Annotated in this window: 21 protein-coding genes; 14 read left to right on the top strand and 7 right to left on the bottom strand. The window is 38.9% G+C overall.

Annotated elements, in window-relative coordinates; genetic code table 11:
• The first annotated feature begins 6 nt into the window (after positions 1 to 6).
• The 4 genes from prc (at position 7) to HMPREF2750_RS01050 (ending at position 4,956) form a co-directional block, all read left to right on the top strand.
• Complete coding sequence (prc, locus tag HMPREF2750_RS01065) at positions 7 to 2,076, top strand: carboxy terminal-processing peptidase (RefSeq protein WP_070582243.1); 2,070 nt, start codon at positions 7 to 9, stop codon at positions 2,074 to 2,076.
• 80 nt (positions 2,077 to 2,156) lie between these two features.
• Positions 2,157 to 3,626, top strand: coding sequence for a L,D-transpeptidase family protein (locus HMPREF2750_RS01060; protein ID WP_070582467.1), 1,470 nt, complete (start codon positions 2,157 to 2,159; stop codon positions 3,624 to 3,626).
• A 75-nt stretch (positions 3,627 to 3,701) separates the two neighbouring features.
• A complete protein-coding gene (locus tag HMPREF2750_RS01055) occupies positions 3,702 to 4,262 on the top strand; it encodes a peptidoglycan L,D-endopeptidase MepK (RefSeq protein WP_070582242.1) in 561 nt (186 codons plus the stop codon).
• Positions 4,263 to 4,326: 64 nt separating this feature from the next.
• On the top strand, positions 4,327 to 4,956 hold the full coding sequence (locus tag HMPREF2750_RS01050; RefSeq protein ID WP_070582241.1) for an MBL fold metallo-hydrolase: 630 nt from the start codon (positions 4,327 to 4,329) through the stop codon (positions 4,954 to 4,956).
• 165 nt (positions 4,957 to 5,121) lie between these two features.
• Here the strand turns inward: HMPREF2750_RS01050 and pepT are convergent, their stop codons facing one another.
• Positions 5,122 to 6,357, bottom strand: a complete 1,236-nt coding sequence (gene pepT, locus HMPREF2750_RS01045; RefSeq protein ID WP_070582240.1) for a peptidase T — start codon at positions 6,355 to 6,357, stop codon at positions 5,122 to 5,124.
• 277 nt (positions 6,358 to 6,634) lie between these two features.
• On the opposite strand from pepT, the gene potA reads away from it, so the two are divergent.
• The 4 genes from potA to HMPREF2750_RS01025 all read left to right on the top strand — a co-directional run bounded on the left by potA (position 6,635) and on the right by HMPREF2750_RS01025 (position 10,587).
• Positions 6,635 to 7,753 carry a spermidine/putrescine ABC transporter ATP-binding protein PotA gene (potA, locus tag HMPREF2750_RS01040; RefSeq protein ID WP_070582239.1) on the top strand — a complete coding sequence of 373 codons (1,119 nt, stop codon included), beginning with the start codon at positions 6,635 to 6,637 and terminating at the stop codon, positions 7,751 to 7,753.
• Entirely contained in the window at positions 7,737 to 8,597 is an 861-nt protein-coding gene (gene potB, locus HMPREF2750_RS01035) for a spermidine/putrescine ABC transporter permease PotB (protein WP_005698572.1), read from the top strand. The genes potA and potB overlap by 17 nt, the downstream gene beginning before the upstream one ends.
• Positions 8,597 to 9,367 (top strand): spermidine/putrescine ABC transporter permease PotC, encoded by a 771-nt coding sequence (potC, locus tag HMPREF2750_RS01030; RefSeq protein ID WP_005695832.1) that lies wholly within the window; start codon positions 8,597 to 8,599, stop codon positions 9,365 to 9,367. Before potB ends, potC begins: the two co-directional genes overlap by 1 nt.
• Before the next feature lie 134 nt (positions 9,368 to 9,501).
• On the top strand, positions 9,502 to 10,587 hold the full coding sequence (locus HMPREF2750_RS01025; protein WP_070582238.1) for an extracellular solute-binding protein: 1,086 nt from the start codon (positions 9,502 to 9,504) through the stop codon (positions 10,585 to 10,587).
• 74 nt (positions 10,588 to 10,661) lie between these two features.
• On the opposite strand, the gene HMPREF2750_RS01020 is transcribed toward HMPREF2750_RS01025, so the two are convergent.
• The 6 genes from HMPREF2750_RS01020 to HMPREF2750_RS00995 all read right to left on the bottom strand — a co-directional run bounded on the left by HMPREF2750_RS01020 (position 10,662) and on the right by HMPREF2750_RS00995 (position 18,501).
• Entirely contained in the window at positions 10,662 to 12,002 is a 1,341-nt protein-coding gene (locus HMPREF2750_RS01020) for a replication-associated recombination protein A (protein ID WP_070582237.1), read from the bottom strand.
• A gap of 53 nt (positions 12,003 to 12,055) precedes the next feature.
• A complete protein-coding gene (lolA, locus tag HMPREF2750_RS01015; RefSeq protein ID WP_070582236.1) occupies positions 12,056 to 12,682 on the bottom strand; it encodes an outer membrane lipoprotein periplasmic chaperone LolA in 627 nt (208 codons plus the stop codon).
• Between the two features lie 36 nt (positions 12,683 to 12,718).
• Entirely contained in the window at positions 12,719 to 15,508 is a 2,790-nt protein-coding gene (locus HMPREF2750_RS01010; protein WP_070582235.1) for a DNA translocase FtsK, read from the bottom strand.
• 2 nt (positions 15,509 to 15,510) lie between these two features.
• Complete coding sequence (lrp, locus tag HMPREF2750_RS01005) at positions 15,511 to 15,990, bottom strand: leucine-responsive transcriptional regulator Lrp (RefSeq protein ID WP_005695827.1); 480 nt, start codon at positions 15,988 to 15,990, stop codon at positions 15,511 to 15,513.
• A gap of 82 nt (positions 15,991 to 16,072) precedes the next feature.
• Positions 16,073 to 17,452 (bottom strand): DNA repair protein RadA, encoded by a 1,380-nt coding sequence (radA, locus tag HMPREF2750_RS01000; RefSeq protein ID WP_049380993.1) that lies wholly within the window; start codon positions 17,450 to 17,452, stop codon positions 16,073 to 16,075.
• Positions 17,453 to 17,478: 26 nt separating this feature from the next.
• Positions 17,479 to 18,501: a CYTH domain-containing protein gene (locus HMPREF2750_RS00995; RefSeq protein WP_070582234.1), complete on the bottom strand. Its 1,023-nt coding sequence runs from the start codon at positions 18,499 to 18,501 to the stop codon at positions 17,479 to 17,481.
• Between the two features lie 138 nt (positions 18,502 to 18,639).
• Here HMPREF2750_RS00995 and HMPREF2750_RS00990 point away from each other — a divergent pair, with 138 nt between their 5' ends.
• The 6 genes from HMPREF2750_RS00990 to ispE all read left to right on the top strand — a co-directional run bounded on the left by HMPREF2750_RS00990 (position 18,640) and on the right by ispE (position 24,212).
• Positions 18,640 to 19,320 (top strand): TIGR00153 family protein, encoded by a 681-nt coding sequence (locus HMPREF2750_RS00990; RefSeq protein ID WP_049372644.1) that lies wholly within the window; start codon positions 18,640 to 18,642, stop codon positions 19,318 to 19,320.
• 36 nt (positions 19,321 to 19,356) lie between these two features.
• Positions 19,357 to 20,619 (top strand): inorganic phosphate transporter, encoded by a 1,263-nt coding sequence (locus tag HMPREF2750_RS00985; RefSeq protein ID WP_070582233.1) that lies wholly within the window; start codon positions 19,357 to 19,359, stop codon positions 20,617 to 20,619.
• Between the two features lie 68 nt (positions 20,620 to 20,687).
• A complete protein-coding gene (locus HMPREF2750_RS00980; RefSeq protein ID WP_070582232.1) occupies positions 20,688 to 21,296 on the top strand; it encodes a TIGR04211 family SH3 domain-containing protein in 609 nt (202 codons plus the stop codon).
• A gap of 60 nt (positions 21,297 to 21,356) precedes the next feature.
• Positions 21,357 to 22,601, top strand: a complete 1,245-nt coding sequence (locus HMPREF2750_RS00975) for a multifunctional CCA addition/repair protein (protein WP_070582231.1) — start codon at positions 21,357 to 21,359, stop codon at positions 22,599 to 22,601.
• Positions 22,602 to 22,665: 64 nt separating this feature from the next.
• Positions 22,666 to 23,289, top strand: a complete 624-nt coding sequence (gene lolB, locus HMPREF2750_RS00970; RefSeq protein WP_070582230.1) for a lipoprotein insertase outer membrane protein LolB — start codon at positions 22,666 to 22,668, stop codon at positions 23,287 to 23,289.
• Positions 23,289 to 24,212, top strand: a complete 924-nt coding sequence (ispE, locus tag HMPREF2750_RS00965) for a 4-(cytidine 5'-diphospho)-2-C-methyl-D-erythritol kinase (RefSeq protein ID WP_083304572.1) — start codon at positions 23,289 to 23,291, stop codon at positions 24,210 to 24,212. The genes lolB and ispE overlap by 1 nt, the downstream gene beginning before the upstream one ends.

Genomic DNA, 24,212 nt, shown 5'->3' with positions numbered 1-24,212 from the left:
GGTTAAATGAAATTACATACAACCAAAAGTCTTATTGCGACAGCAATTTTAGGTGCGTTATTTCTTCATTCGTCTGACACATTTGCTGTACAGCCGAAATTAAAGCAAAGTGATATTACGATTCCTTCGGCAACTGATGCAAATCAGTTAGCAACTAAGCGTGCAACGACACGTTTAACCCAATCACATTATCGTAAATTCCAGCTTGACGACGCCTTTTCCGAAAAGATTTTTGATCGTTATATTAAAAGTTTAGACTATAGCCATAACACCTTTTTAAAATCAGATATTGATGATTTGCGTGCTAAATATGGCTCAAAATTAGATGACCAACTTAATGAGGGCGATCTTTCAGCCGCATTTGCTATTTACGATCTGATGATGAAACGTCGTTATGAGCGTTATGCTTATGCTCTATCTCTATTGGATAAAGAACCAGATTTAAAAGGTAATGATCAAATTGAGATCGATCGTGAAAAAGCCGCTTTCCCAGCAACGGAAGAAGAAGCGAATAAGCTTTGGGAAGAACGCGTCAAAAATGATGTAATCAGCCTGAAATTAAAAGATAAAAAATGGCCTGAAATTAAAGAAAAGCTCACTAAACGTTACAATTTAGCGATTCGTCGATTAACTCAAACTAAAGCGGATGATATTGTTCAAATTTATATTAATGCTTTTGCTCGAGAAATCGACCCACATACAAGCTACCTTGCGCCACGTACTGCAAAAAGCTTTAATGAAAGCATGAACCTTTCTTTAGAAGGGATTGGTGCAACATTACAATCTGAAGATGACGAAACCAGTATTAAGTCTTTAGTACCAGGTGCGCCGGCTGAACGCAGTAAGAAATTACAAGCGGGCGATAAAATCATTGGTGTGGGGCAAGAAAAAGGCGAAATCGAAGATATTATCGGATGGCGTTTAGAAGATATCGTTGACAAAATCAAAGGTAAAAAAGGAACAAAAGTTCGTCTTGAAATTGAACCTGCAAAAGGTGGAAAAAGCCGTATTGTTACCTTAGTTCGCGATAAAGTCCGTATTGAAGACCAAGCCGCAAAACTTACTGTTTCTAAGGTAGATGGTGAAACCGTTGGCGTCATTAAAATTCCAAGTTTCTACATTGGCTTAACTGATGATGTGAAAAAATTATTAGTAGATGCTGAGAAGAAAAAAATTGGCGCTTTAATTGTGGATCTTCGTGAGAATGGCGGCGGTGCATTAACAGAAGCCGTGGCATTAAGCGGTTTATTCATCACTGACGGTCCTGTAGTACAAGTACGAGATGCGTATCAACGTATTCGTGTACACGAAGATGATGACAATGCTCAGCAATATAAAGGGCCATTGTTGGTAATGATTAATCGTTTCAGTGCATCAGCTTCTGAAATTTTTGCTGCGGCAATGCAAGATTACAATCGTGGTATCATTATTGGGCAAAATACCTTTGGTAAAGGTACCGTGCAACAAAGTCGTTCATTAAACTTTGTTTATGATTTAGACCAAACACCACTTGGTGTATTGCAATATACTATCCAAAAATTCTATCGAATTAATGGTGGTTCAACCCAATTAAAAGGTGTCGCAGCAGATATTAATTTCCCTGAAATTATTGATGCCAAAGAAATTGGTGAAGAAAAAGAAGATAACGCCTTACCTTGGGATAAAATTCCACCAGCGACTTATTCTGAAACCAATAAAGCGCGTAAAGATGTTGAAGCATTAAATGAAAAACATCTAGAGCGTATTGCAAAAGATCCTGAATTTATTGCTTTAAATGAAGATCTTAAAATCCGTGATGAACGTCGTGAGCGCAAATTCTTATCATTGAATTTCCAAGAGCGCAAAGCGGAAAATGATAAAGATGATGCGAGACGTTTAAAAGATCTCAATGATCGTTTTAAACGTGAAGGTAAAAAAGCATTAAAAGACATTGATGATTTGCCAAAAGACTATGAAGCACCTGATTTCTTCTTAAAAGAAGCGGAAAAAATGGCTGCTGATTTAGTTAAACTTAATGCGAATCAACAAAAAGTGGATGCTGAAATAAAACAAGAAGCGGCAAAAGCAACAAAATAACGATTATTTTGACCGCACTTTAGCAGATAAAAAAAACTGAAGTGCGGTTATTTTTTATGAATATTTTTAAAGGTACAGCAATGTTAAAAGGAACAATGAAATTAAGCGCATTAGTCTTATCATTATCAATGATGACGTCAGGTTGTGCATTAGCTGAATGGGCCAAAACAGTTGGAGAGCCTCAACAAGCCGAAAATAAAGGCGTTGATATGTCTAAATTAAGTCCAGAAGAGCGAGCAAAACTTGAAGCTGAAATCAAAGAAGATCAAGCTCGTCTCGCCGCAGAAAAGCAAGCGATGCTAGAGATGTCATTAACGCATGAAATTGGTGAGCAAGATCTACAGTTCAAACCAATTTTGGCTAAATTATATGCCGATAATAAATATGACCTAATGTGGAAAGACAAGGCGGCTGAGAAACAATTCCTACGTGAATATGCCGCCATGGTTGCATCTGGTATTTCTAAACGTTCAGCTCAATCGTTAGTCAATTTACATAACGCTGAAAAAACGGGTGGACTCACCTATGATGTGTTGTTAAGTGACGCTTTCCTTGATTACTTGTATTACAGCAAGAACGTAAATCAACAAGCACAACGTTGGTTATACGCAACGAATGCTTATAAACCAGAATTACCAAATCAAGAAATTATTGACCAATGGCAAAGTGCAGTTAAAAACAATGCTGTTTCTGGTTTTATAAATGGATTATCTAACCATAATCGTTTATACCGTGAAACGGTACAAGCACTTCCATCGATGATTTCAGCTTCAGGTATTTCTGCGATGGGTAAAAAACTTGCTCTCAATGCTCAGCGTTTACGTGTTATTCCTGATTTTGAAAATGGGATTTTCGTTAATATTCCAAGCTATCAATTGAAATATTATCGTGATGGCAAAGCAATTTTAGAATCACGCGTTATTGTAGGGAAAAATGAACGTCGTACACCAGTGATGTACAGCCGTTTGAGCAATGTGGTGGTGAATCCACCTTGGAATGCTCCAACACGTTTAATCAATGAAGATATTTTACCGAAATTAAAACGTGACCCAGGCTACGCGGCTGCACACAACTACTCTATTTTGGACAGTAAAGGTAATACTATCGATCCTTACTCGATTAATTGGAGTAGTATTGGGGATAAATTCCCATACCGTATCCGTCAAGCCGCTGGCGACAGTGCATTAGGTAACTATAAATTTAATATGCCAAGCTCTGATGCAATTTATCTTCACGATACACCAAATCATAGCTTATTCAGCAAAAAAGACCGTGCATTAAGCTCAGGTTGTGTGCGTGTAGAAAAATCTGATCAACTTGCCTCTATTCTGTTACAAGAAGCTGGCTGGTCTGAAGATAAAAAACGTAACGTTTTAGAAAGTAAGAAAACAACGTCTGCGAGCATTCGTACAAATGATCCCGTATTCTTGTATTATGTAACTGCATGGGTTGAAAACGGCCAAACACAAGTTTTACCAGATATTTATAAATACGACGATGCAGCGACTTTTAATGGCATTGACTGGGCTGTTGTAAAAAAATATCTTTAAGCAATGTTCACGCTAGAACTTTTTAAAGAAAAAGTTGTCTAGGGTGAGAGATGGGTAATAAAAGAGACTAAAAAAATGGGTAACATTGACAAAAATCGTCGTAAATGGCTTTCATTAGGCGGCATCGTTTTAGGCGCGAGCATGATGCCGAGTACGGTGTTAGCAATGGTCTCTACCCCTAAACCGCGCATTCTCAGCTTCTATAATGTCAACACCAATGAACGATTAAGCGGTGAGTTCTCTGCAACAACTGGATTTAATCGTTCATTACTTGGTAAACTTGATTACTTCATGAGAGATCGCCGTACTGACCAAGTACGCCGAATGGATCCGAATCTCTTCATAAAGTTTTATCATTTACAAAGTGATTTAGGTTTACGTACTGCACAAATTGATGTGATTTGTGGCTATCGTAGTGCTGCGACAAATGCCATGCGTCGTAGACAAAGTCGTGATGTAGCAAGCAACAGCTATCATATTAAAGGCCAAGCGATTGATTTTAAAATCCCTGGTGTACCTTTAGCAAGATTACGCCAAGCGGCTGAAAATCTTGATAGCGGTGGTGTAGGATATTATCCGTATAGTAATTTTATTCACGTAGATACTGGCCCTGTAAGAACATGGCGTGGTGCATAAAAAACAGTTTAATTTTAGACCGCACTTTAGTGCGGTTTTTTGTTATCAACGATAAGGAAAAAAGATGAATATTGAAATTATTCCAGTTACAGCCTTTCAGCAAAATTGCTCTCTTATTTGGGATGATGAAAAAAATGCGGCAATTATCGATCCTGGTGGCAATGCGGAAAAGCTTATTCAACGCATTGAAGACTTAGAATTAAACCTAAAAGCAGTCTTATTAACGCATGGCCATCTTGATCATGTAGGGGCTGCTGAAGCGATTCGCGATCATTTTAACATTGAAATCTGGGGCTCACAGGAAGAAGATCGCTTCCTTTTTGAAAGTCTACCACAGCAATCTCAGCAGTTTGGCTTACCTTATATTTCTGCATTTACACCTGATCGCTGGTTTAATCAAGAAGGCGAAAAAATTCAAATTGGTGCCTTTACCTTTGAAATTCTTCATCTTCCTGGTCATACACCTGGCCACATTGGTTTTATTGAACATGAAAAAAATATCGCCTTTACCGGGGATGTTCTTTTCCAAAACAGTATTGGGCGTACGGACTTCCCTCGCGGGGATTTCGACACATTGATCTCATCAATCAAGAATAAATTATTTACATTAAATGATGACATGGTTGTCATTGCGGGACATGGCCCTTACACCACCATTGGACAAGAAAAACGAAGCAATCCGTTTTTGAAGTAAAGATCTGAATTTAGGGTAAAAAAAAGCTCCTAATTTCTTAGGAGCACCAAAAAGGAATTTATGAATAAAATCTCTAAAGTTTAGCTTTATCAAAGGAATCTCGATAAAACGCTAGCGATTATATTGACATATTCTGACAAATGCAAGCTTTTTCTTTACACAGATTTACAATTCTTTACAGTTTGCTATTTTTATAACCACTTCGACGGCTTTTTCCATCCCTTCAAGGGTCACTAACTCATGTTTGCTATGGAAATTATAGCCGCCAGTAAAGATATTTGGACAAGCTAATCCTTTTTCCGCTAAAAATGCCCCATCGGTTCCACCCCGTATTGGTTTGTGATTTGGTGTAATACCACAAGCTTTCATTGCTGCATCAGCAAGTTTAATCGCCTGTGGAACATTTTTGACAGTGTCATACATGTTTTTGTAACTATCTTCAATGACACATTCCACGGGCTCCTTCAAACTTTTCTCTCTATTAAATTTTTCTACAAGTTGATAAATAAACGCTTTACGTTGCTCAAATTTAGCTTGGTCAAAATCTCGGATGAGATAATGTAGCTCAACTTTCTCAATATCCCCTTTAAAATCATCTAGATGGAAAAAACCCTCTTTTCCTGATGTTTTTTCGGGGACATCATCTTTTGGAAAACCTTGTTGAAACTCACAAGCTAATGTAAGCGCATTCACCAATTTATTTTTAGCATACCCCGGATGAATACCTCGTCCCTTAAAGGTTATTTTTGCCGTTGCTGCATTAAAATTCTCATACTCGAGCTCGCCCACTTCTCCTCCATCGATGGTATATGCCCAATCACAAGGGAAATCATCCAATGGGAAATAATACATTCCTAAACCAATTTCTTCATCAGGCGTAAATGCCACTCGAATATTACAATGTGGTATATTTTCCCGTTGCAAGACAGAAAGTGCGGTCATAATTTCTGCGATTCCGGCCTTATTATCTGCACCAAGTAAAGTGGTTCCATCTGTCACAATCAAGGTTTTGCCAATAAGCTGATGTAAAAATGGATAATACACGGGACTAATAAACTCTTCCCCTAAACCTAATGCAATATCTCCTCCCCGATAATTTTCGATCACTTCGGGTTGAACATTTTTACCACTGCATTGAGGGGAAGTATCTAGGTGGGAAATAAAACCTATGGTTTGTGTTAAATCAGGATGATTGGAAGGTAAATAAGCTGTGACAACTGCATGCTTAGTCACATTGACATCTTGTAAGCCTAGTTCAATTAATTCTTGCTGCAAATGCAAAGCCAACTTCATTTGCCCTGCTGAACTTGGCGAATGTTTTGCAGACGATTTAGATTGCGTATCAAACGCAACATAAGTTAAAAATCGCTGTAATAATTCATTGTTATTATGTTCTTCCATTTTTAAATTCTCCTTTATATCAACCCTAGTCTAATCCCAAAATTCGTTACAGTTCTTGATATATAACAAGAAAGTGGATAGTTATAAAATTTTCTGAAAAAAGTGCGGTTAAATTTTCGATAAATTTTTTCCTAAAAACACGATTAAATCCTTTTCATCATTAACAATTCGCTATATCATATCTGTTCAATTTTATGTCGCCCCTGCATCATTTTTGCAGGTTTATTTCTACTCAGTACCAATAAAATTGGTGAAATTAGGGAGAAAACCAAAGCTAGTGGAAAATCTGGTTCAAAACAAGCCTATTATTGAGCTTCGTTCTATCAAAAAATCCTATGGTTCCAACACAATTATTAATGATTTCAATCTAACCATTAATAACGGCGAATTCGTCACAATTCTTGGCCCTTCAGGCTGTGGTAAAACCACAGTTTTACGTTTATTGGCGGGTTTAGAAGAATTAGATGAAGGTCATATTATTTTGGATGGTGAGGACATTACCAATGTCCCGGCAGAAAAACGCCATATCAACACTGTATTCCAAAGTTATGCGTTATTCCCGCATATGACCATTTTTGATAACGTGGCTTTTGGTTTGCGTATGCAAAAAGTGGCAGAAAGCGAGATTAAACCTCGTGTTCTGGATGCATTGCGTATGGTGCAATTAGAGGAAATGGCCGACCGTAAACCAGCTCAACTTTCTGGTGGTCAGCAACAACGTATCGCGATTGCTCGTGCTGTTGTGAATAAGCCAAAAGTGTTGCTACTGGATGAATCTTTATCTGCGCTGGATTATAAGTTACGTAAACAAATGCAAAACGAACTTAAACAATTACAGCGTCAACTTGGCATTACCTTTATTTTCGTTACTCACGATCAAGAAGAAGCAATCACCATGTCAGACCGTATCATCTTATTGCGTAAAGGTAAAATTGCACAAGATGGTTCACCACGTGAAATCTATGAAGATCCAGCTAACTTATTCGTTGCTCGCTTCATCGGCGAAATTAACGTATTTGATGCAACTGTGATTGAACGTAAATCTGATGATGAGCTACTTGCTAATGTAGAAGGTCGTGTATGTGATATTCACACCAGTATCTCTGCTGAAAAAGGTCAAAAACTACAAGTATTGTTACGTCCTGAAGATATTGTGATTGAAGAGCTTGACGAAAATGAGCACTCAAATGCAATTATTGGTCGCATTGTGGATCGTACCTATAAAGGGATGACACTTGAGTCTACAGTCGAATTTGATCACAACGGCAAACGCGTATTAGTGAGCGAGTTCTTTAACGAAGATGATCCACATATGGATCACAGCGTTGGTCAACGTGTAGGTATTACATGGCACGAAGGTTGGGAGGTTGTACTCAACGATGAAGATAATCAATAATAAATTCCAGAAAATTACTGTTGCAATTATCTTCAGTTGGTTAATCTTCTTTGTGCTAATTCCAAACTTATTGGTTTTAACCGTAAGTTTTTTAACCCGAGATGGTAGTGACTTTTATGCTTTGCCATTTACTTTAGATAACTATGCGAACCTGTTTAATCCGCTTTATGCGCAGGTAGTGTGGAACTCATTGTATATGTCTGGCATTGCGACGATTATTTGCTTACTCATTGGCTATCCGTTTGCCTTTATGGTCAGCAAAATTAATCCGAAATATCGTCCATTTTTGTTATTTCTCGTGGTATTGCCATTCTGGACAAACTCACTTATTCGTATCTATGGAATGAAAGTCTTCCTTGGTGTGAAAGGTGTGTTAAATACCATGTTAATGGATATGGGCATTTTGAGTGAGCCTATTCGTATTTTAAATACCGAAGTAGCTGTAATCATTGGTTTAGTGTATCTCCTTTTACCATTTATGATACTTCCACTCTACTCTGCTATTGAAAAATTAGATGGACGTTTATTAGAAGCGGCAAGAGATTTAGGCGCGAATGCGGTTCAACGTTTCTTCCGTGTTATTTTGCCACTAACCATGCCAGGTATCGTAGCAGGCTGTTTATTAGTATTACTACCTGCAATGGGTATGTTCTACGTAGCTGACTTACTTGGTGGTGCGAAAGTGTTATTAGTCGGTAACGTGATTAAGAGTGAGTTCTTAATTTCTCGTAACTGGCCATTTGGTTCAGCGATCAGTATCGGTTTAACCATCTTAATGGCATTGTTGATTTTCGTTTACTATCGTGCAAATAAATTATTGAATAAGAAAGTGGAGTTAGAATAATGAGTCGTTTACTACGTAATATTTTTATGTTTGTGGTATACGCTTATTTGTATATCCCAATTATTATCTTGGTGACTAACTCCTTTAACGAGGACCGTTATGGATTAAGTTGGAAAGGCTTTAGCTGGAACTGGTATGAACGTTTATTTAATAACGATACCTTAATCCAAGCCGCTTTCCACTCTGTCACTATCGCTTTCTTTGCCGCAACCTTAGCAACTATTGTGGGTGGTTTAACCGCGATTGCACTTTATCGCTATCGTTTCCGCGGTAAACAAGCGGTAAGCGGTATGTTATTTATCGTCATGATGTCACCAGATATCGTTATGGCGGTTTCTCTACTTGCCTTATTCATGGTTGTAGGGATTTCGCTTGGTTTCTGGTCATTATTATTGGCACACGTAACGTTCTGTTTACCTTATGTTACCGTCACGATTTTCTCGCGTTTAAATGGCTTTGATGCAAGAATGCTTGAAGCGGCAAAAGATTTAGGTGCTAGCGAAGTCACTATTTTGCGTAAAATTATCCTACCACTTGCTTTACCTGCAGTGGTATCAGGTTGGTTATTAAGCTTTACTATTTCATTAGATGATGTTGTTGTATCCTCTTTCGTAAGTGGTGTAAGCTATGAAATTCTACCATTGCGTATCTTCTCTCTTGTTAAAACAGGGGTAACGCCAGAAGTGAACGCATTAGCCACAATTATGATCGTGCTTTCATTAGGATTAGTCATTTTAAGCCAATTAGTTACACGCAAAAATAATCATTAAACATTGATATAAAAAGGTTTCACAAATCTTTTAAGATCAAATAAAATACGCCTTGACGCACAATCAAGGCGTTTTTTTATACCTGCATAAATGCAGGTGGTTTTTTACCCCTCTTTTACGGAGAACAAAGAAAAATGAAAAAATTTGCAGGTTTGCTTACTGCCGGTTTAGTTGCCGCTACATTAACTGCTTGTAACGACAAAGAAGCCAACAAGTCTGATGCAACAAAAGCACAGGCTCCAGCAAATGATACTGTGTACTTATATACTTGGACTGAATACGTACCAGATGGTCTTTTAGATGACTTCACAAAAGAAACTGGTATCAAAGTTATCGTAGCAAGTCTTGAATCCAATGAGACGATGTATGCCAAAATGAAAACCCAAGGTGATGCAGGCGGTTATGATGTTATTGCTCCATCTAACTACTTCGTATCTAAAATGGCACGCGAAGGTATGCTACAAGAATTAGATCACAGTAAATTACCTGTTATCAAAGAATTAGACCCTGATTGGCTCAACAAACCTTATGACAAAGGCAATAAATACTCACTTCCTCAGTTGTTAGGTGCGCCAGGTATTGCATTTAATACCAATACCTATAAAGGTTCTGACTTCACTTCTTGGGGTGATTTCTGGAAACCTGAATATGCAAACAAAATCCAATTATTGGATGATGCGCGTGAAGTATTCAATATTGCGTTATTAAAAATTGGTCAAGATCCAAATACCAAAGATCCAGCAATTATCAAGCAAGCTTATGAAGAGTTATTGAAATTACGTCCAAACGTACTTTCTTTCAATTCTGATAACCCTGCAAACTCTTTCATCTCTGGTGAAGTAGAATTAGGTCAATTATGGAATGGTTCTGTACGTATCGCGAAAAAAGAACAAGCGCCATTAAATATGGTGTTCCCAAAAGAAGGTCCTGTTCTTTGGGTTGATACTTTAGCGATTCCTAAAACCTCTAGAAACCCAGATGGTGCACACAAGTTAATTAACTACTTGTTAGGTGCAAAAGCAGCGGAGAAATTGACTTTAGCGATCGGTTACCCAACAGCTAACCTTGAAGCGAAAAAAGTACTTCCAAAAGAAATTACAGAAGATCCATCTATTTATCCACCAGCAGAAATTCTTCAAAAAAGCTACTGGCAAGATGATGTAGGTGATGCGATTCAATATTATGAACAGTATTACCAAGAGTTAAAAGCAGCAAAATAATGCGCTTTTAAGTGATAACAAAAAGTGCGGTCAAATTTGACCGCACTTTTTTATATTTACCATTTTCGAAGAAACTATTTATAGCGTTTTTTTGATGCGTTTTTATCTTGCTCTTGTAAGCGCTCAATCTTTTCTTTAATTTGAATTTCCATACCACGATTAGTTGGAAAATAATATTGTGTATCTTTCAGTTCTGCTGGGAAGTAATTTTCTCCAGCAGCATAAGCGTTAGGTTCATCATGTGCATAACGATATTCAGCGCCATAACCTAATTCTTTCATTAAAGCCGTTGGCGCATTACGTAAATGAGGTGGCACATCGAAATCAGGAAAATCTTTTGCATGTTGTTTGGCTGCATTAAATGCGTTGTAAACCGCATTACTCTTCGGCGCTACGGCCAAATAAATAATGGCTTGCGCAATGGCTCTCTCTCCTTCATAAGCGCCCACTCTCGTAAAACAATCCCAAGCTGCTAGAGCCACTTGCATTGCACGAGGATCAGCATTTCCCACATCTTCTGATGCAATCGCTAATAAACGTCGTGCAACATAAAGAGGATCACCGCCTGCAGTGATAATTCGCGCATACCAGTAAAGCGCAGCATCTGCTGCGGAGCCTCGAATAGATTTATGTAAAGCAGAAATTAAATCATAAAAGCGATCACCTTGTTTATCAAAACGAGCTTGTCTCTCACCTAATACTTCTTTCAACAAAGTGCGGTCTAATTTTTTACCGTTTTCAGTTTCAGAAGCCATATCAACCATCAGTTCAAGGCAGTTTAAAGCCAGGCGAGCATCACCATTCACATATTCAGCTAAAACCTGTAGCAAATTCTCTTCTAAAACTAACCGCTCTTTACCTAATCCTCGCTCAGGATCAGAAATCGCTTGTTGTAGAACTTGTTCGATTTCAGCCACTGTCAATGACTTGAGTAGATAAACTCTCGCACGAGAAAGCAATGCATTATTTAATTCAAAGGAAGGATTTTCCGTTGTCGCACCAATAAAAATAATCGTACCATCTTCGATATGGGGTAAAAACGCATCTTGTTGGCTTTTGTTAAAACGATGCACTTCATCCACAAATAAAATCGTTTGGCGATCTGCAAGTCGATTTTGTTTCGCGCGCTCAATTGATTCTCGAATTTCTTTCACGCCACTTGTTACCGCTGAAATCCGTTCAACTTCTGCATTGATACGATGAGCAATAATTTCCGCCAGTGTTGTTTTACCTGTACCCGGCGGTCCCCACAAAATCATAGAATGAACATGCCCTGCTTGAATTGCTTTACGAAGCGGCTTTCCTTCCCCAATTAAATGCGTCTGTCCATAATATTGTTCCAAATTTGTTGGACGCATACGGGCTGCTAAAGGGCGAAAGTCATTTTCAGCAAAATCAAAATTAAGATTAGACATATTCTTTCCTTAATAAGCAAAAGGTGTGAAGATTATCATTCACACCTTATGGATTATTTTTTACCTTTACGTTGGTCATCCAATTCCACGCCTTTCGGTACGCTAAATTGGAATAAGCTATCAGCTAGTGTTTGATTCGTAATGTTACGCAACACATAAAGATTGGTTTGGCCATCTTTTTCTGTGGTGCTGAAATTTTTTAACACACCATTTGTATCTACGCGAATATCAAATTGTTTAATATTACTATTTTTCGCTTTTGGCTTTAACACAAAGGTATCCGCATTCTGCGTCACTGAATACTGATTCCAGTGAGTTTTATCGTTACTGGTTAAAAGCACGAAAGGGGTGTTATTTACTGCGTCCTTCACCCATTGAGCGGTGACTTGTTGCACGAATGGATCGTAATACCAAAGGGTTTTACCATCTGCAATAATTTGTGTTTCTTGCGGTGATTTGGTATCCATACGGAAAAGATTTGGACGTTTAATTTGAAGTTTTCCACTTCCTTGTTGAACGTTTTTACCACCAGCAGAAGTCACAGTTTGCGAGAAATCAGCACTTAATACCGTCACTTGATTTAAGCGATTTTGTAGCTCATCTGCGGCATCTGCAAAAGCAAAGTTACTTGCACTTAAAAGTGCAGTAAGTGCGGTCATTTTTAATAATGTTTTTTTCATTCTACTTTCCTTTTTGTAAAGTGAAACTTAAGAGAATTAATATTCGGAACGTCGAGCTAAAATTTCTCGTTTTCCATTTTTCATTGGGCCTAAAATACCTTGTTCTTCGAGCTGATCCATAATTCGAGCTGCTCGGTTAAACCCAACACTAAATTTACGTTGAACATAAGAAGTCGATGTATTGCCTGTGCTTAAGACAAACTCAACGACTTCATCAAATAATGCATCAAGATCGCCGCTGCTTGCCGTTGATTTTTCACCAGAGTCTTCATCATCCGCGCCGTCTAAAATGCCATCAATATAATTTGGTTTACCACGTGCACGCCAATCATCTGCTACACGCGCCACCTCATCATCACTCATAAAGGCACCGTGTACTCGGACAAGATCCGAAGAGCCTTGTCCTGAATATAACATATCACCACGGCCTAATAAGGCTTCTGCACCACCTTGATCCAGAATCGTTCTAGAGTCAATTTTACTTGCCACTGTAAAGGCAATACGGCTTGGAATATTAGCTTTAATTAACCCGGTAATCACATCTACTGAAGGGCGTTGTGTTGCTAAAATCAAATGAATACCAATCGCACGGGCTTTTTGTGCTAAGCGAGCAATTAACTCTTCAATTTGTTTGCCCGCAACCATCATTAAGTCAGCAAACTCATCAACGATCACGACAATATAACTCAATTTTTCTAATGGAGGCGGCATCTTATCCATTGTATCACCCGGTTTCCAAATTGGGTTTGGAATTGGCATATTGAGTTTTTCATATTCTTCAATTTTTTCGTTATACCCTTCAATGTTGCGCACACGTAAGGCTGACAATAATTGATAACGACGTTCCATTTCATCTACGCACCAACGCAATGCATTCGCCGCTTTTTTCATATCCGTCACCACAGGGGTAAGCAAGTGCGGGATATCGTTATAAATAGAAAGCTCAACTACTTTCGGGTCAATCATAATAAATTTCACTTCGTCCGGTGTCACACGGAAAAGCAAACTTAAAATCATGGTATTCACACCAACAGATTTACCAGAGCCTGTTGAACCTGCAACAAGTAAGTGAGGCATTTTAGCCAAATCAACTACAACAGGTTTTCCGCTGATATCTTTACCCAAAGCCATTGAAAGCAATGATGTTGAGGAACGGAATTCATTACTATCGAGCACATCACGCAATGGCACTATTTGACGGTGTGCATTTGGCGTTTCAATACCAATATAAGGTTTGCCTGGGATCACTTCCGCCACACGAATCGCACGGAACATCAATGCACGTGCTAAATCGGTATCTATACTTGTTACTTTGGATGCTTTTACACCCGGTTGTAATTCAAGCTCATAACGAGTCACCACAGGGCCAACTAACACATCTTGTACCGTTGCTTTGACATTAAAATTCTTCAATTGTTGTTCTATGCGTGCGGATGTGTCTAAAATTTCTTCACGCGTAATGTCTTGAGCTTGCGTTGGACGATGCTCAAGTAAATCTAAACTTGGTAATGGTGTCGTTGGTTTTTCACGTTTATTCGTTGGCTGTTGGAATGCAGGATGAATAAGCGTATCAGAATACGGCTTATAGGTTGTTTCAGTTGCATTCTCAATATGAATTTCACGCTCTTTAACTGGTGAAGCTGTCGGCTCATTCAAGAGCACTTTTAATGCATCTTCAGCATTTGAGGCTTTTGCTCGCACTTCCATTTCTTGCATACGAGCTTGCTCTTGCGCAGCAAACTGACGCGCTAATTCATCTTCTAAACCATCATTGTCTGATTCTAAAGATTCATCATAAGTTGGATAAAGTGCGGTCGTATTTTCAGGTGTTTTTAGTGACACTTTAGGTATGACATTTTCTTCAAAAACATCATCTGAATCATCTGCACTTTGAGAATTCACTTGTGAGTTTTTCCATGTTGCTGAAAAATCTTCTTTTGTTGGTAATTCAACGGAAGAAGAGGCTGAAATAGACACATTCGGTAAATTGTCAGATTCAACCGTGAAGCCTTTAAACTTATCTTCTAATTTTTCAACATCTGCCGGCTCTGAAACACTCGGTGAGGATAGCCCACTGATATTAATTAGTTGCTCAGGCTTAACAAAGGCATTTCCAGGCTCGTCCTCTTTCTCATTTTCTGTAGATTCAGTTTCCAATTGAGAATCAGAGAAAGCAAGTTGTTGAGGTGCCTCAATCACAATTTGTTCAAGATCATCTACAGAAGTATGTTCTGCTTGCTCTTCTTCTGCCGGTTGATTTTTCATTGTCAGCCAATGATAGAATTTCACAATTAAACGAATTAATGATGCACCGGAACAGAAAATAAAGCCCACAACTGCACAGATAAAGCCGACTAAAATACAGCCAAACTTACCGAGCGTAGGATATAAATTTACCACTAAGCTGCCACCAAATACGCCACCAGCTAGATAGTAGTTCGTATTTGAAAGTAACAATGTTGCCATCATAGTTAAGCCAATAATGAGAGCAATAAAGCCAAAGGAACGTAATGCAATACGGGTTACAGAGAGAGAATGCACCGCTTTGGTTTTCAGTAAATAAATCGGTACGATAAAAATGACAAACGGAATGAGATGACCGACATAGCCGAGAAAAACAAAAAACGCATCAATTAACCAAGCACCAAAAGCACCGGCTTTATTAATGGTTTCAGTTTGAAAACTTGCTGTAGACCAAGAGTTATCTAATGGCGTATAGCTTGACCATGCCACGATTAAATATAAACCTAAAAGTGCGGTCAATCCGAGTAATAATTCTGCTAAATATTGTTTCGGTGTAAATCGTTTTGTAATTCGTTTAATCATTTTTATTTTAGTACGAGATAATTAGTTTGTTTCACTTCTTCCATGACAACATAAGTTCGGGTGTCATTCACACCAGGTAAGCGCAATAATGTGGTACCCAATAATTTTCGATATGCCGCCATATCTGCTACACGTGTTTTGAGTAAATAATCGAAATCACCTGATACCAAATGACATTCGAGAATTTCATCAAGTGCTTGAATCGCGGCATTAAACTCTTCGAAAACATCCGGTTTACCACGCACAAGTGTAATTTCAACGATCACCAATAAAGGCGCATCCAGTAATTCAGGATTTAATAGCGCCCGATAGCCCATAATCACACCTTGTTTTTCTAAGCGTTTTACCCTTTCTAAGCAAGGCGTTGGCGATAACCCAACTTTCTTTGATAAATCGATATTAGAGATTTTACCGTTGCGTTGTAATTCATTTAAGATTTTGATATCAATGCTATCCAACGCTTTATTTAATTTCTTTTCCATAACCTTTCCTTATGTACGGCGCATATTCTATCTAATTTATCAAAAACTTTCAGTAATCAGACAACAATAGGACAACGTTTTTTTAGAAATTATCCAAAATGGCAAGTGCATCAGCGAGTTTTTTCACCGTAAAAACTTCCATATTCTCAACCGCACTTTTCGGTTTATTGGCGAAAGGGACAATCGCGCGTTTAAAACCATGTTTTGCGGCTTCACTAATCCGTTCTTGACCACTGGTTACCGGACGAATTTCCCCAGCTAACCCGACTTCACCAAAGACAACTAAATCTTGTGGCAATGGACGATTACGGAAACTCGAAATTAATGCAAGTAATAACGCAAGATCTGCCCCTGTTTCCCCGACTTTTACACCGCCAACGACATTCACAAAAACATCTTGATCTGACATTTGTAGTCCACCATGTCGATGTAATACCGCAAGCAATAAGGCTAAACGATTTTGTTCTAGCCCCACCGCCACACGACGTGGGTTAGCGAGCATGGAATGATCCACTAATGCTTGAATTTCCACCAAAAGCGGACGAGTGCCTTCCCAAAGTACCATGACCGAGCTACCTGGTGTTTGTTCATCTCCTCGACTTAAGAAAATCGCCGATGGATTTTTCACCTCGCGCAGCCCTTGCTCTGTCATACCAAATACACCCAACTCATTCACTGCGCCAAAACGGTTTTTATGGCTACGCAACGTACGGAAACGGGAATCCGCTTCGCCCTCTAGTAATAAAGAACAGTCAATGGCATGTTCCAATACTTTCGGACCAGCAAGGGTACCATCTTTGGTGACATGCCCAACCATAATGATGGCGACCTGTCGGGTTTTCGCATAACGAGTCAGGAAAGAGGCACATTCACGCACTTGTGCCACGCTTCCTGGAGAAGATTGAATATCCGAAAGATGCATAACCTGGATCGAATCCACCACAATAATTTGAGGTTTCAACTGATCTGCCAAATTACAAATTTGCTCAACAGACGTTTCAGATAACATATTTAATTTATCTGTCGGCAGATTTAAGCGATTAGCTCGCATGGCCACTTGTTGAAGCGACTCTTCTCCTGTTACATAAAGTGCGGTCATATTTTTTGCTAATCCACACATCACTTGAAGTAACAAGGTACTTTTCCCCGCACCAGGATGCCCACCAATTAAAATGGCACTCCCCGGCACGATCCCGCCGCCCAATACGCGATCTAATTCTTTAAATCCACTGGTGAAACGCGGTGTTTCTTGTAAGCTAATTTCAGAAAGCGTTTGGATTTTTGCACGAGTTTCTCCTGCATAACCGCTAAAACGATCATTTTTTGTAGAATTTGAGGCTGAAATTAACCGCACTTCACTGATCGTATTCCATGCTTTACAGGCAGAACACTGCCCTTGCCAGCGCGAAAATTCAGCGCCACAATCATTACATACATAAGCGGTTTTCGGAGCTTTTGCCATTTTTATTATCCTTTCGAGAAACTGTTTTACGCCATCAACATCATTAAACCAAGCATTCTTTCAAAATACGCACGGCTCTTTAATAACGCTTTTAACTTCTCAATAGTTTGAACATTATCTTTTGTTTGACTATGAAAGGTAATCAAGCCTTTTATTTCATTAAGGAAAAATTGATTACTTGCTAATAACTCAGCTGATCGATTTTCTTCCAGTTTTTCAAACAAGGCTTTGTTGTCATCATAATAATGATAAAGATTGAAAAATGCGCCGACACGTTCAACCGTTTTCATAAAATCGAAAGCAAACACATCCGTTGGGAATGAAAGCGTTTCCTCAATCAATTGCTGCTCCATTTTCATGACTGCACTTAATTGTTCGCGAGAATCAACCGCACTTCCCTCACGTTCTTCTTTTAAGAAATCCCGCCATTTATTTAACCAATCAATCAGAAGTTGTTTACTGCCTAGTTGATAGCCTCGTTTCGCTTTACTCGCTGAACTAAAATACACATCCTGTTCAAAAGGTAAAAGTGAGACAAAATGGAAAAGATCCGAAACGAGCCCTTCTTTTAATTCGAATTCAATTTCACAAATAGGCTGTGTTTTTTCCCCTGATAAAATTTTCCCTTGATCGAAGGCTACTTCAATTTTTGATGCGCCAAACGCAATCAACCAAAAAGTGCGGTTAAAATCTGTTGAGAAAATCGGCTGTAATGCAGCGGAAGGCAAATGTTCAAATGGATACAATGAGGTTAATTGTGCCGATGTCGGTACTGAATCATCAGGTATAGATAAATTATATTCTGGACGACTATGCAATCCGCCAACCACTTTTCCGTCAGTTTTTAAGGTAAGTGTGAAATCATTATTTTCTCGACGGACACGCAATCCCATTTTTTGTTTCGCCAAAAAATGATCGGGATAATCGAAATAAGTATTTCCTAGAAAGATCGTATTTTGCTCTAAGATATTGAATTGATTGAGGTGTGTTTTTAGGATATCGAAGGCATCAGGGGTGACTGCAAGCTTTAATTCAACTTCATTACTCATTTTATTTTTCCTTATCACTTTTAACTGTTTAAATATACAGATAATTTTATACAAATCAAGATCTTTTTCGTGTATTTCCTTATAAAATCAGGTAATATGCAACCGAAATTTTAACCCTTGTTATGGAGTAAAACACCTATGGCAATGAATAATATTCTCGGATTATTTGCCCATTCTCCTTTAAAACCACTGCAGAAACATTCTGACAAAGTGACTGAATGTTGTGATTTATTAATTCCATTCTTCCAACATACCTTTGTAAAACAATGGGATGATGCGGAAAAAACACGTCTTGACATTTCTCAATGTGAACGTGAAGCAGATAGTTTAAAACGCGAAATCCGTTTGAAATTGCCTCGCGGTTTATTTTTACCCATTGATCGTACCGATTTACTTGAATTAGTCACCCAACAAGACAAATTAGCTAACTATGCTAAAGATATTGCTGGTCGTATGATTGGTCGCCAATTTGGCATTCCTGAAGAAATGCAGGAAGAATTTTTGCATTATGTTCAACGTAGTTTAGATTCTATTCATCAAGCTCATTTAGTGATTGAAGAAATGGATAAACTACTTGAAACTGGTTTTAAAGGCCGTGAATTAAAGTTAGTGAACCATATGATTCAAGAGCTAGACAGCATTGAAGACGATACGGATCAAATGCAAATTAAATTGCGTAAAATGCTCTACACGATTGAAAGTCGTTATAACCCTATTGATGTGATGTTCTTATATAAAATCATCGAATGGGTAGGCGTATTAGCCGATCAAGCTCAACGTGTTGGATCTCGCATTGAATTAATGCTAGCCCGTTCCTAATTCTGACGACATTAACTACAACATAGGAAATTCACTATGGAAATTATTAATGCATACGGCTCGTGGTTAGTCTTAATTACTGCGGTATTCGGCTTTTTTATGGCATTTGGTATTGGTGCCAACGACGTATCAAACTCAATGGGGACTTCCGTAGGTTCGGGTACCATTACTGCAAAACAAGCGATTATTATTGCTTTAATTTTTGAATCTGCAGGGGCTTATTTAGCCGGTGGTGAAGTAACTGAAACCATTAAAAGCGGTGTGATCGATCCCTCTCAATTCGTCGAGATGCCAGATGTATTGGCATTAGGGATGCTTTCTACTCTCTTTGCATCAGGTGCTTGGTTATTTATCGCCACAAAAATGGGTTGGCCTGTTTCTGGTACTCACACCATCATCGGAGCTTTAATTGGTTTTGCTTGTATTACGATTGGTCCAAGTTCTGTTGACTGGTCTACTATCGGTGGGATCGTTGGAAGTTGGTTTATCACCCCCGTGATCGCAGGACTTTTAGCTTATACCATCTTTGCAAGTATCCAGAAACTCATTTTCGATACTGAAGAACCACTGAAAAACGCACAAAAATATGGTCCTTACTACATGGCGATTACCGTATTCGTACTTTGTATCGTGACCATGGCGAAAGGGTTAAAACACGTTGGTTTAAATCTTTCTAACAATGAAACGCTCGTTATTTCATTGCTTATCAGCGTTATTGGTATGATTTTCTGTCATTTCTACTTCCGCAGCAAAGCATTTACTGCAAAAGCAAGAAAAGGATCATTCGGATCGGTTGAAAAGATTTTTAGTATCTTAATGCTTCTAACCGCTTGTGCAATGGCATTCGCACATGGGTCTAATGACGTAGCTAACGCAATTGGTCCGCTTTCTTCTGTGGTATCAATCGTGCAAAATGGCGGGAAAATCCTGAGTGGTGGTGATTTAGCCTGGTGGATTTTACCTTTAGGTGCATTAGGTATCGCCGTTGGTCTTATCGCAATGGGACAAAAAGTAATGGCAACTGTAGGATCGGGTATTACCGATTTAACCCCTAGTCGTGGTTTTGCCGCACAATTTGCAACTGCGATGACTGTTGTTGTCGCATCGGGTACAGGTTTACCAATCTCCACGACACAAACTTTAGTGGGCGCAATCTTAGGTATCGGTTTCGCACGTGGTATTGCGGCGCTTAACTTGACAGTTATCCGTAACATCATTAGTTCATGGGTTGTAACGTTGCCTGCTGGTGCATTCTTTGCGATTGTTATTTTCTACATCCTTCGCGCGATTTTCCACTAGTATAATTATTATAAGTGCGGTTTGTTTCATTTTCCGACCGCACTTTCTTCATGAATCTAGGAAGTATTATGTCAAAAGTGAGCAAACTTTTATTTTCTTGTGTTCTATTGGGATCAACCATTGGAACAGTACAAGCTGAAACGCAATATGTGACAGAAAATCTGAACACATATTTACGTCGTGGTGCAGGTGATCAATTTAAGATCGCGGGTGCAATCCAATCTGGCGAAGCGGTAACAGTCTTAGGACAAGAAGGAAAATATACCCTAATTCGTGATAATAAAAATCGCGAGGCATGGATTTTAACCTCGGAACTGAGTTCTACGCCAAGTAGCCGTGAAGAAAATCCAAAATTAAAAGCACAGGTACAAGAGTTAACATTAAAGCTTAATCGAGTCGATTCAGATTGGCAACAACGCACAAACGAAATTCAACGCCGTAGCAAACAAGCTGAACAACAAAGTAGTGAATTGCTTGAACAAAATTCACAACTTAAACGTGAATTAGAAATGACGAAAAATAAAAATCGTGACTTAGAAGCCATGCTTGATGCCAATAAACGTGAAATTGCGATTCAATGGTTTATTTATGGCGGTTCTGTCTTAGGCGTAGGTTTGTTAATTGGTCTCGTGTTACCTCACATTTTACCTAGACGTAAACGCCGTGATAGCTGGTAATGATTCATCATTGAGGTAGGCTTTTGCCTACCTTTTCTTTATATATTGTGGGAGAGTAAAATGGAAATTTATCTTGTCGGCGGTGCTGTACGCGATCAACTTTTAGGTTTACCAGTAAAAGATCGTGACTGGGTTGTCGTGGGAGCAACACCAGAAATGTTGCTGGCTCAAGGTTACCAACAAGTTGGCAAAGACTTCCCTGTTTTTCTCAATCCTGAAAGCCATGAAGAATATGCGCTTGCCCGTACAGAACGAAAATCTGGCAAAGGCTACACTGGATTTATTTGTGATTTTTCAGATGATATTACGCTTGAACAAGATTTAATTCGTCGAGATCTCACTATTAATGCCATTGCCCAAGATAAAGATGGCAAGCTGCACGATCCTTATCATGGTGTAGAAGATATTCATCAACGTATTTTACGTCATATTTCCCCCGCTTTTGCTGAAGACCCACTTCGTGTATTACGTGTCGCACGCTTCGCTGCTCGCTTTCATCATTTAGGTTTCTCTATTGCCGAAGAAACCCTTAAATTAATGGCTGAACTTACTAAACAAGGCGAACTCACCCACCTAACGGCTGAGCGCGTTTGGATGGAAACAGAAAAAGCATTAAACGAACCGAATCCTGAAATTTATTTTGAAACACTGCATCATGTGGGGGCACTCAAAGTGCTCTTCCCTGAGACTGCCGCCTTAGATGGGGTACCGAACCCTGCCAAATATCACCCTGAAATTGATAGTTTTGTTCATACCATGCTCGTATTGCAACAAGCCGTTAAACTCACTGAAAATAGCAATTGGAATAAAAGTGCGGTCCGTTTTGCAGCGATTTGTCATGATCTTGGAAAAGCCCTTACCCCAAAAGAAATGTGGCCAAGTCATCATGGTCACGAAAAAGCCGGGATTAAACCGACTCGTTCATTATGCAAACGTCTTAGAATCCCTAATTATCTTCAAGAATTAGCTGAATTAACTTGCGAATATCACACACATGCACACAAAGCATTAGAACTTCGCCCAGAAACAGTAGTGAAACTCTTTAATACTTTTGATGTTTGGCGCAAGCCTCAGCGATTTGAGGAATTTTTATTGGTATGTTTATCTGATACTCGCGGGCGAACTGGATTTGAAAATAAAGAATACCCGCAAATTGATTATCTCAAAGCGCTCTACCAAGCTGCTCTTGCTGTTGATGTACAGCAAGTCATTGCAGATGGTTTTGAAAAACAAGGTATTCGAGATGAGTTAACGCGTCGAAGAATTGCCGCGGTGAAAGCGGAGAAAACACGCTTAAATGCTTAATCCAGCTTTACTAAAAGTAAACTAACCCTTACAATATGTGCAATTTTTTAGTAAATATTTTGTTATGAAATTATTAAAATCTCTTCTAGCACCTGTATTTACAAGTGTGATCTTATCTGCTTGTACTCTTGATGCAGAGCGCCCAACAGATGTTCAACATATCGATAAAAACGATATTACGTGGCAACAGCACCTCAAAAAAATCAAACAAATTCAATCTTATAGCACAAAAGGACAAATTGGTTACATCAGTCCACAAGAGCGTTTTTCGAGCCGCTTTGAATGGCAATATCAAAACCCGAAAGCCTATAAGTTAAAACTCTATTCTCTGATTAGCAAAACGACGCTAACCATGGAAATGCATCCAAATGGCATGACGATTTCAGATAATAAAGGCAACCAACAATCTGATAAAAATGCCAAATTATTGTTACGTGAGATCATCGGAATGGATGTGCCATTAGAGCATCTATCTTATTGGTTAAAAGGTCAACCAGCTGATAACGCGGATTATCAAGTTGGAACTAATCATCTTTTATCCGAATTTAGCTACCCGCTTGATGGTTCGATTTGGACAGCTGATTATCTAAGCTATCATCCAGATAATTCGATGCCTGAAAATATTCTATTAAAGAATAAAAGTACATCACAAACCCTAAAAATTCGTGTGGATGAATGGGCGTTCTAATGAAAACACATCACTTTTCGACCGCACTTTCAACTTCTCTTGGAAAGCCTAACAGCTTTCCAAGCCCCGCAAAACTCAATTTATTTCTCTATATAAACGGTAAACTGCCAAACGGCTACCACGAATTACAAACCCTTTTCCAATTTCTTGATTTCGGCGATTGGCTCACTATTGATATTTGCCAAGATAAACAAATCCGCATCTCTCCTGAAATTCCAGGCTTACCTCTAGAACAAAACTTAATCTATCGTGCAGCGACACTCCTACAAGAAAAAACAGGCTGTACACTCGGCGCAACAATTCATTTAGATAAAATTCTGCCAATGGGCGGTGGGATTGGCGGCGGCTCATCCAATGCCGCAACGACTCTGCTTGCTTTGAACTATTTATGGCAAACCCATCTATCCATTGATGAACTTGCCGAACTTGGGCTAAAACTCGGGGCTGATGTGCCTATCTTCGTTCATGGCCAAGCCGCTTTTGCAGAAGGTGTGGGTGAAAAAATTCAATACTGCGAACCACAAGAAAAATATTATGTGGTACTAAAACCTGAAACTGCGATTTCTACTGCTGTGGTCTTTAGTGATCACGATTTGCCTCGAAATACAGAAAAAAGATCCCTTGCCGAACTTTTGAATCAACCGTTTGCAAACGATTGCGAAAAAGTCGTGCGAACTCAATATCCTGAAGTTGAAAAAGCCCTACTATGGTTGCTACAATATGCACCAGCCAGATTAACCGGAACCGGGGCTTGTGTTTTTGCTGAATTTGATGATGAAAAATCAGCACAAGCTGTTTTCCAACAAAAACCGAAGGAATTTTTCGGCTTTGTTGCTAAAGGATTAAACGTTTCACCATTACATGCGATGTTGAAACAACTCTCGACCAACCAATCTATCTACACTCAACCTGAGGTTATATAA

The sequence above is a fragment of the Haemophilus sp. HMSC066D02 genome, assembly GCF_001810545.1.
Classification (GTDB): Bacteria; Pseudomonadota; Gammaproteobacteria; order Enterobacterales; family Pasteurellaceae; genus Haemophilus_D.
Note: the sequence above shows the minus strand (reverse complement) of the source record. Positions and strands in the feature narration are given on the sequence as shown.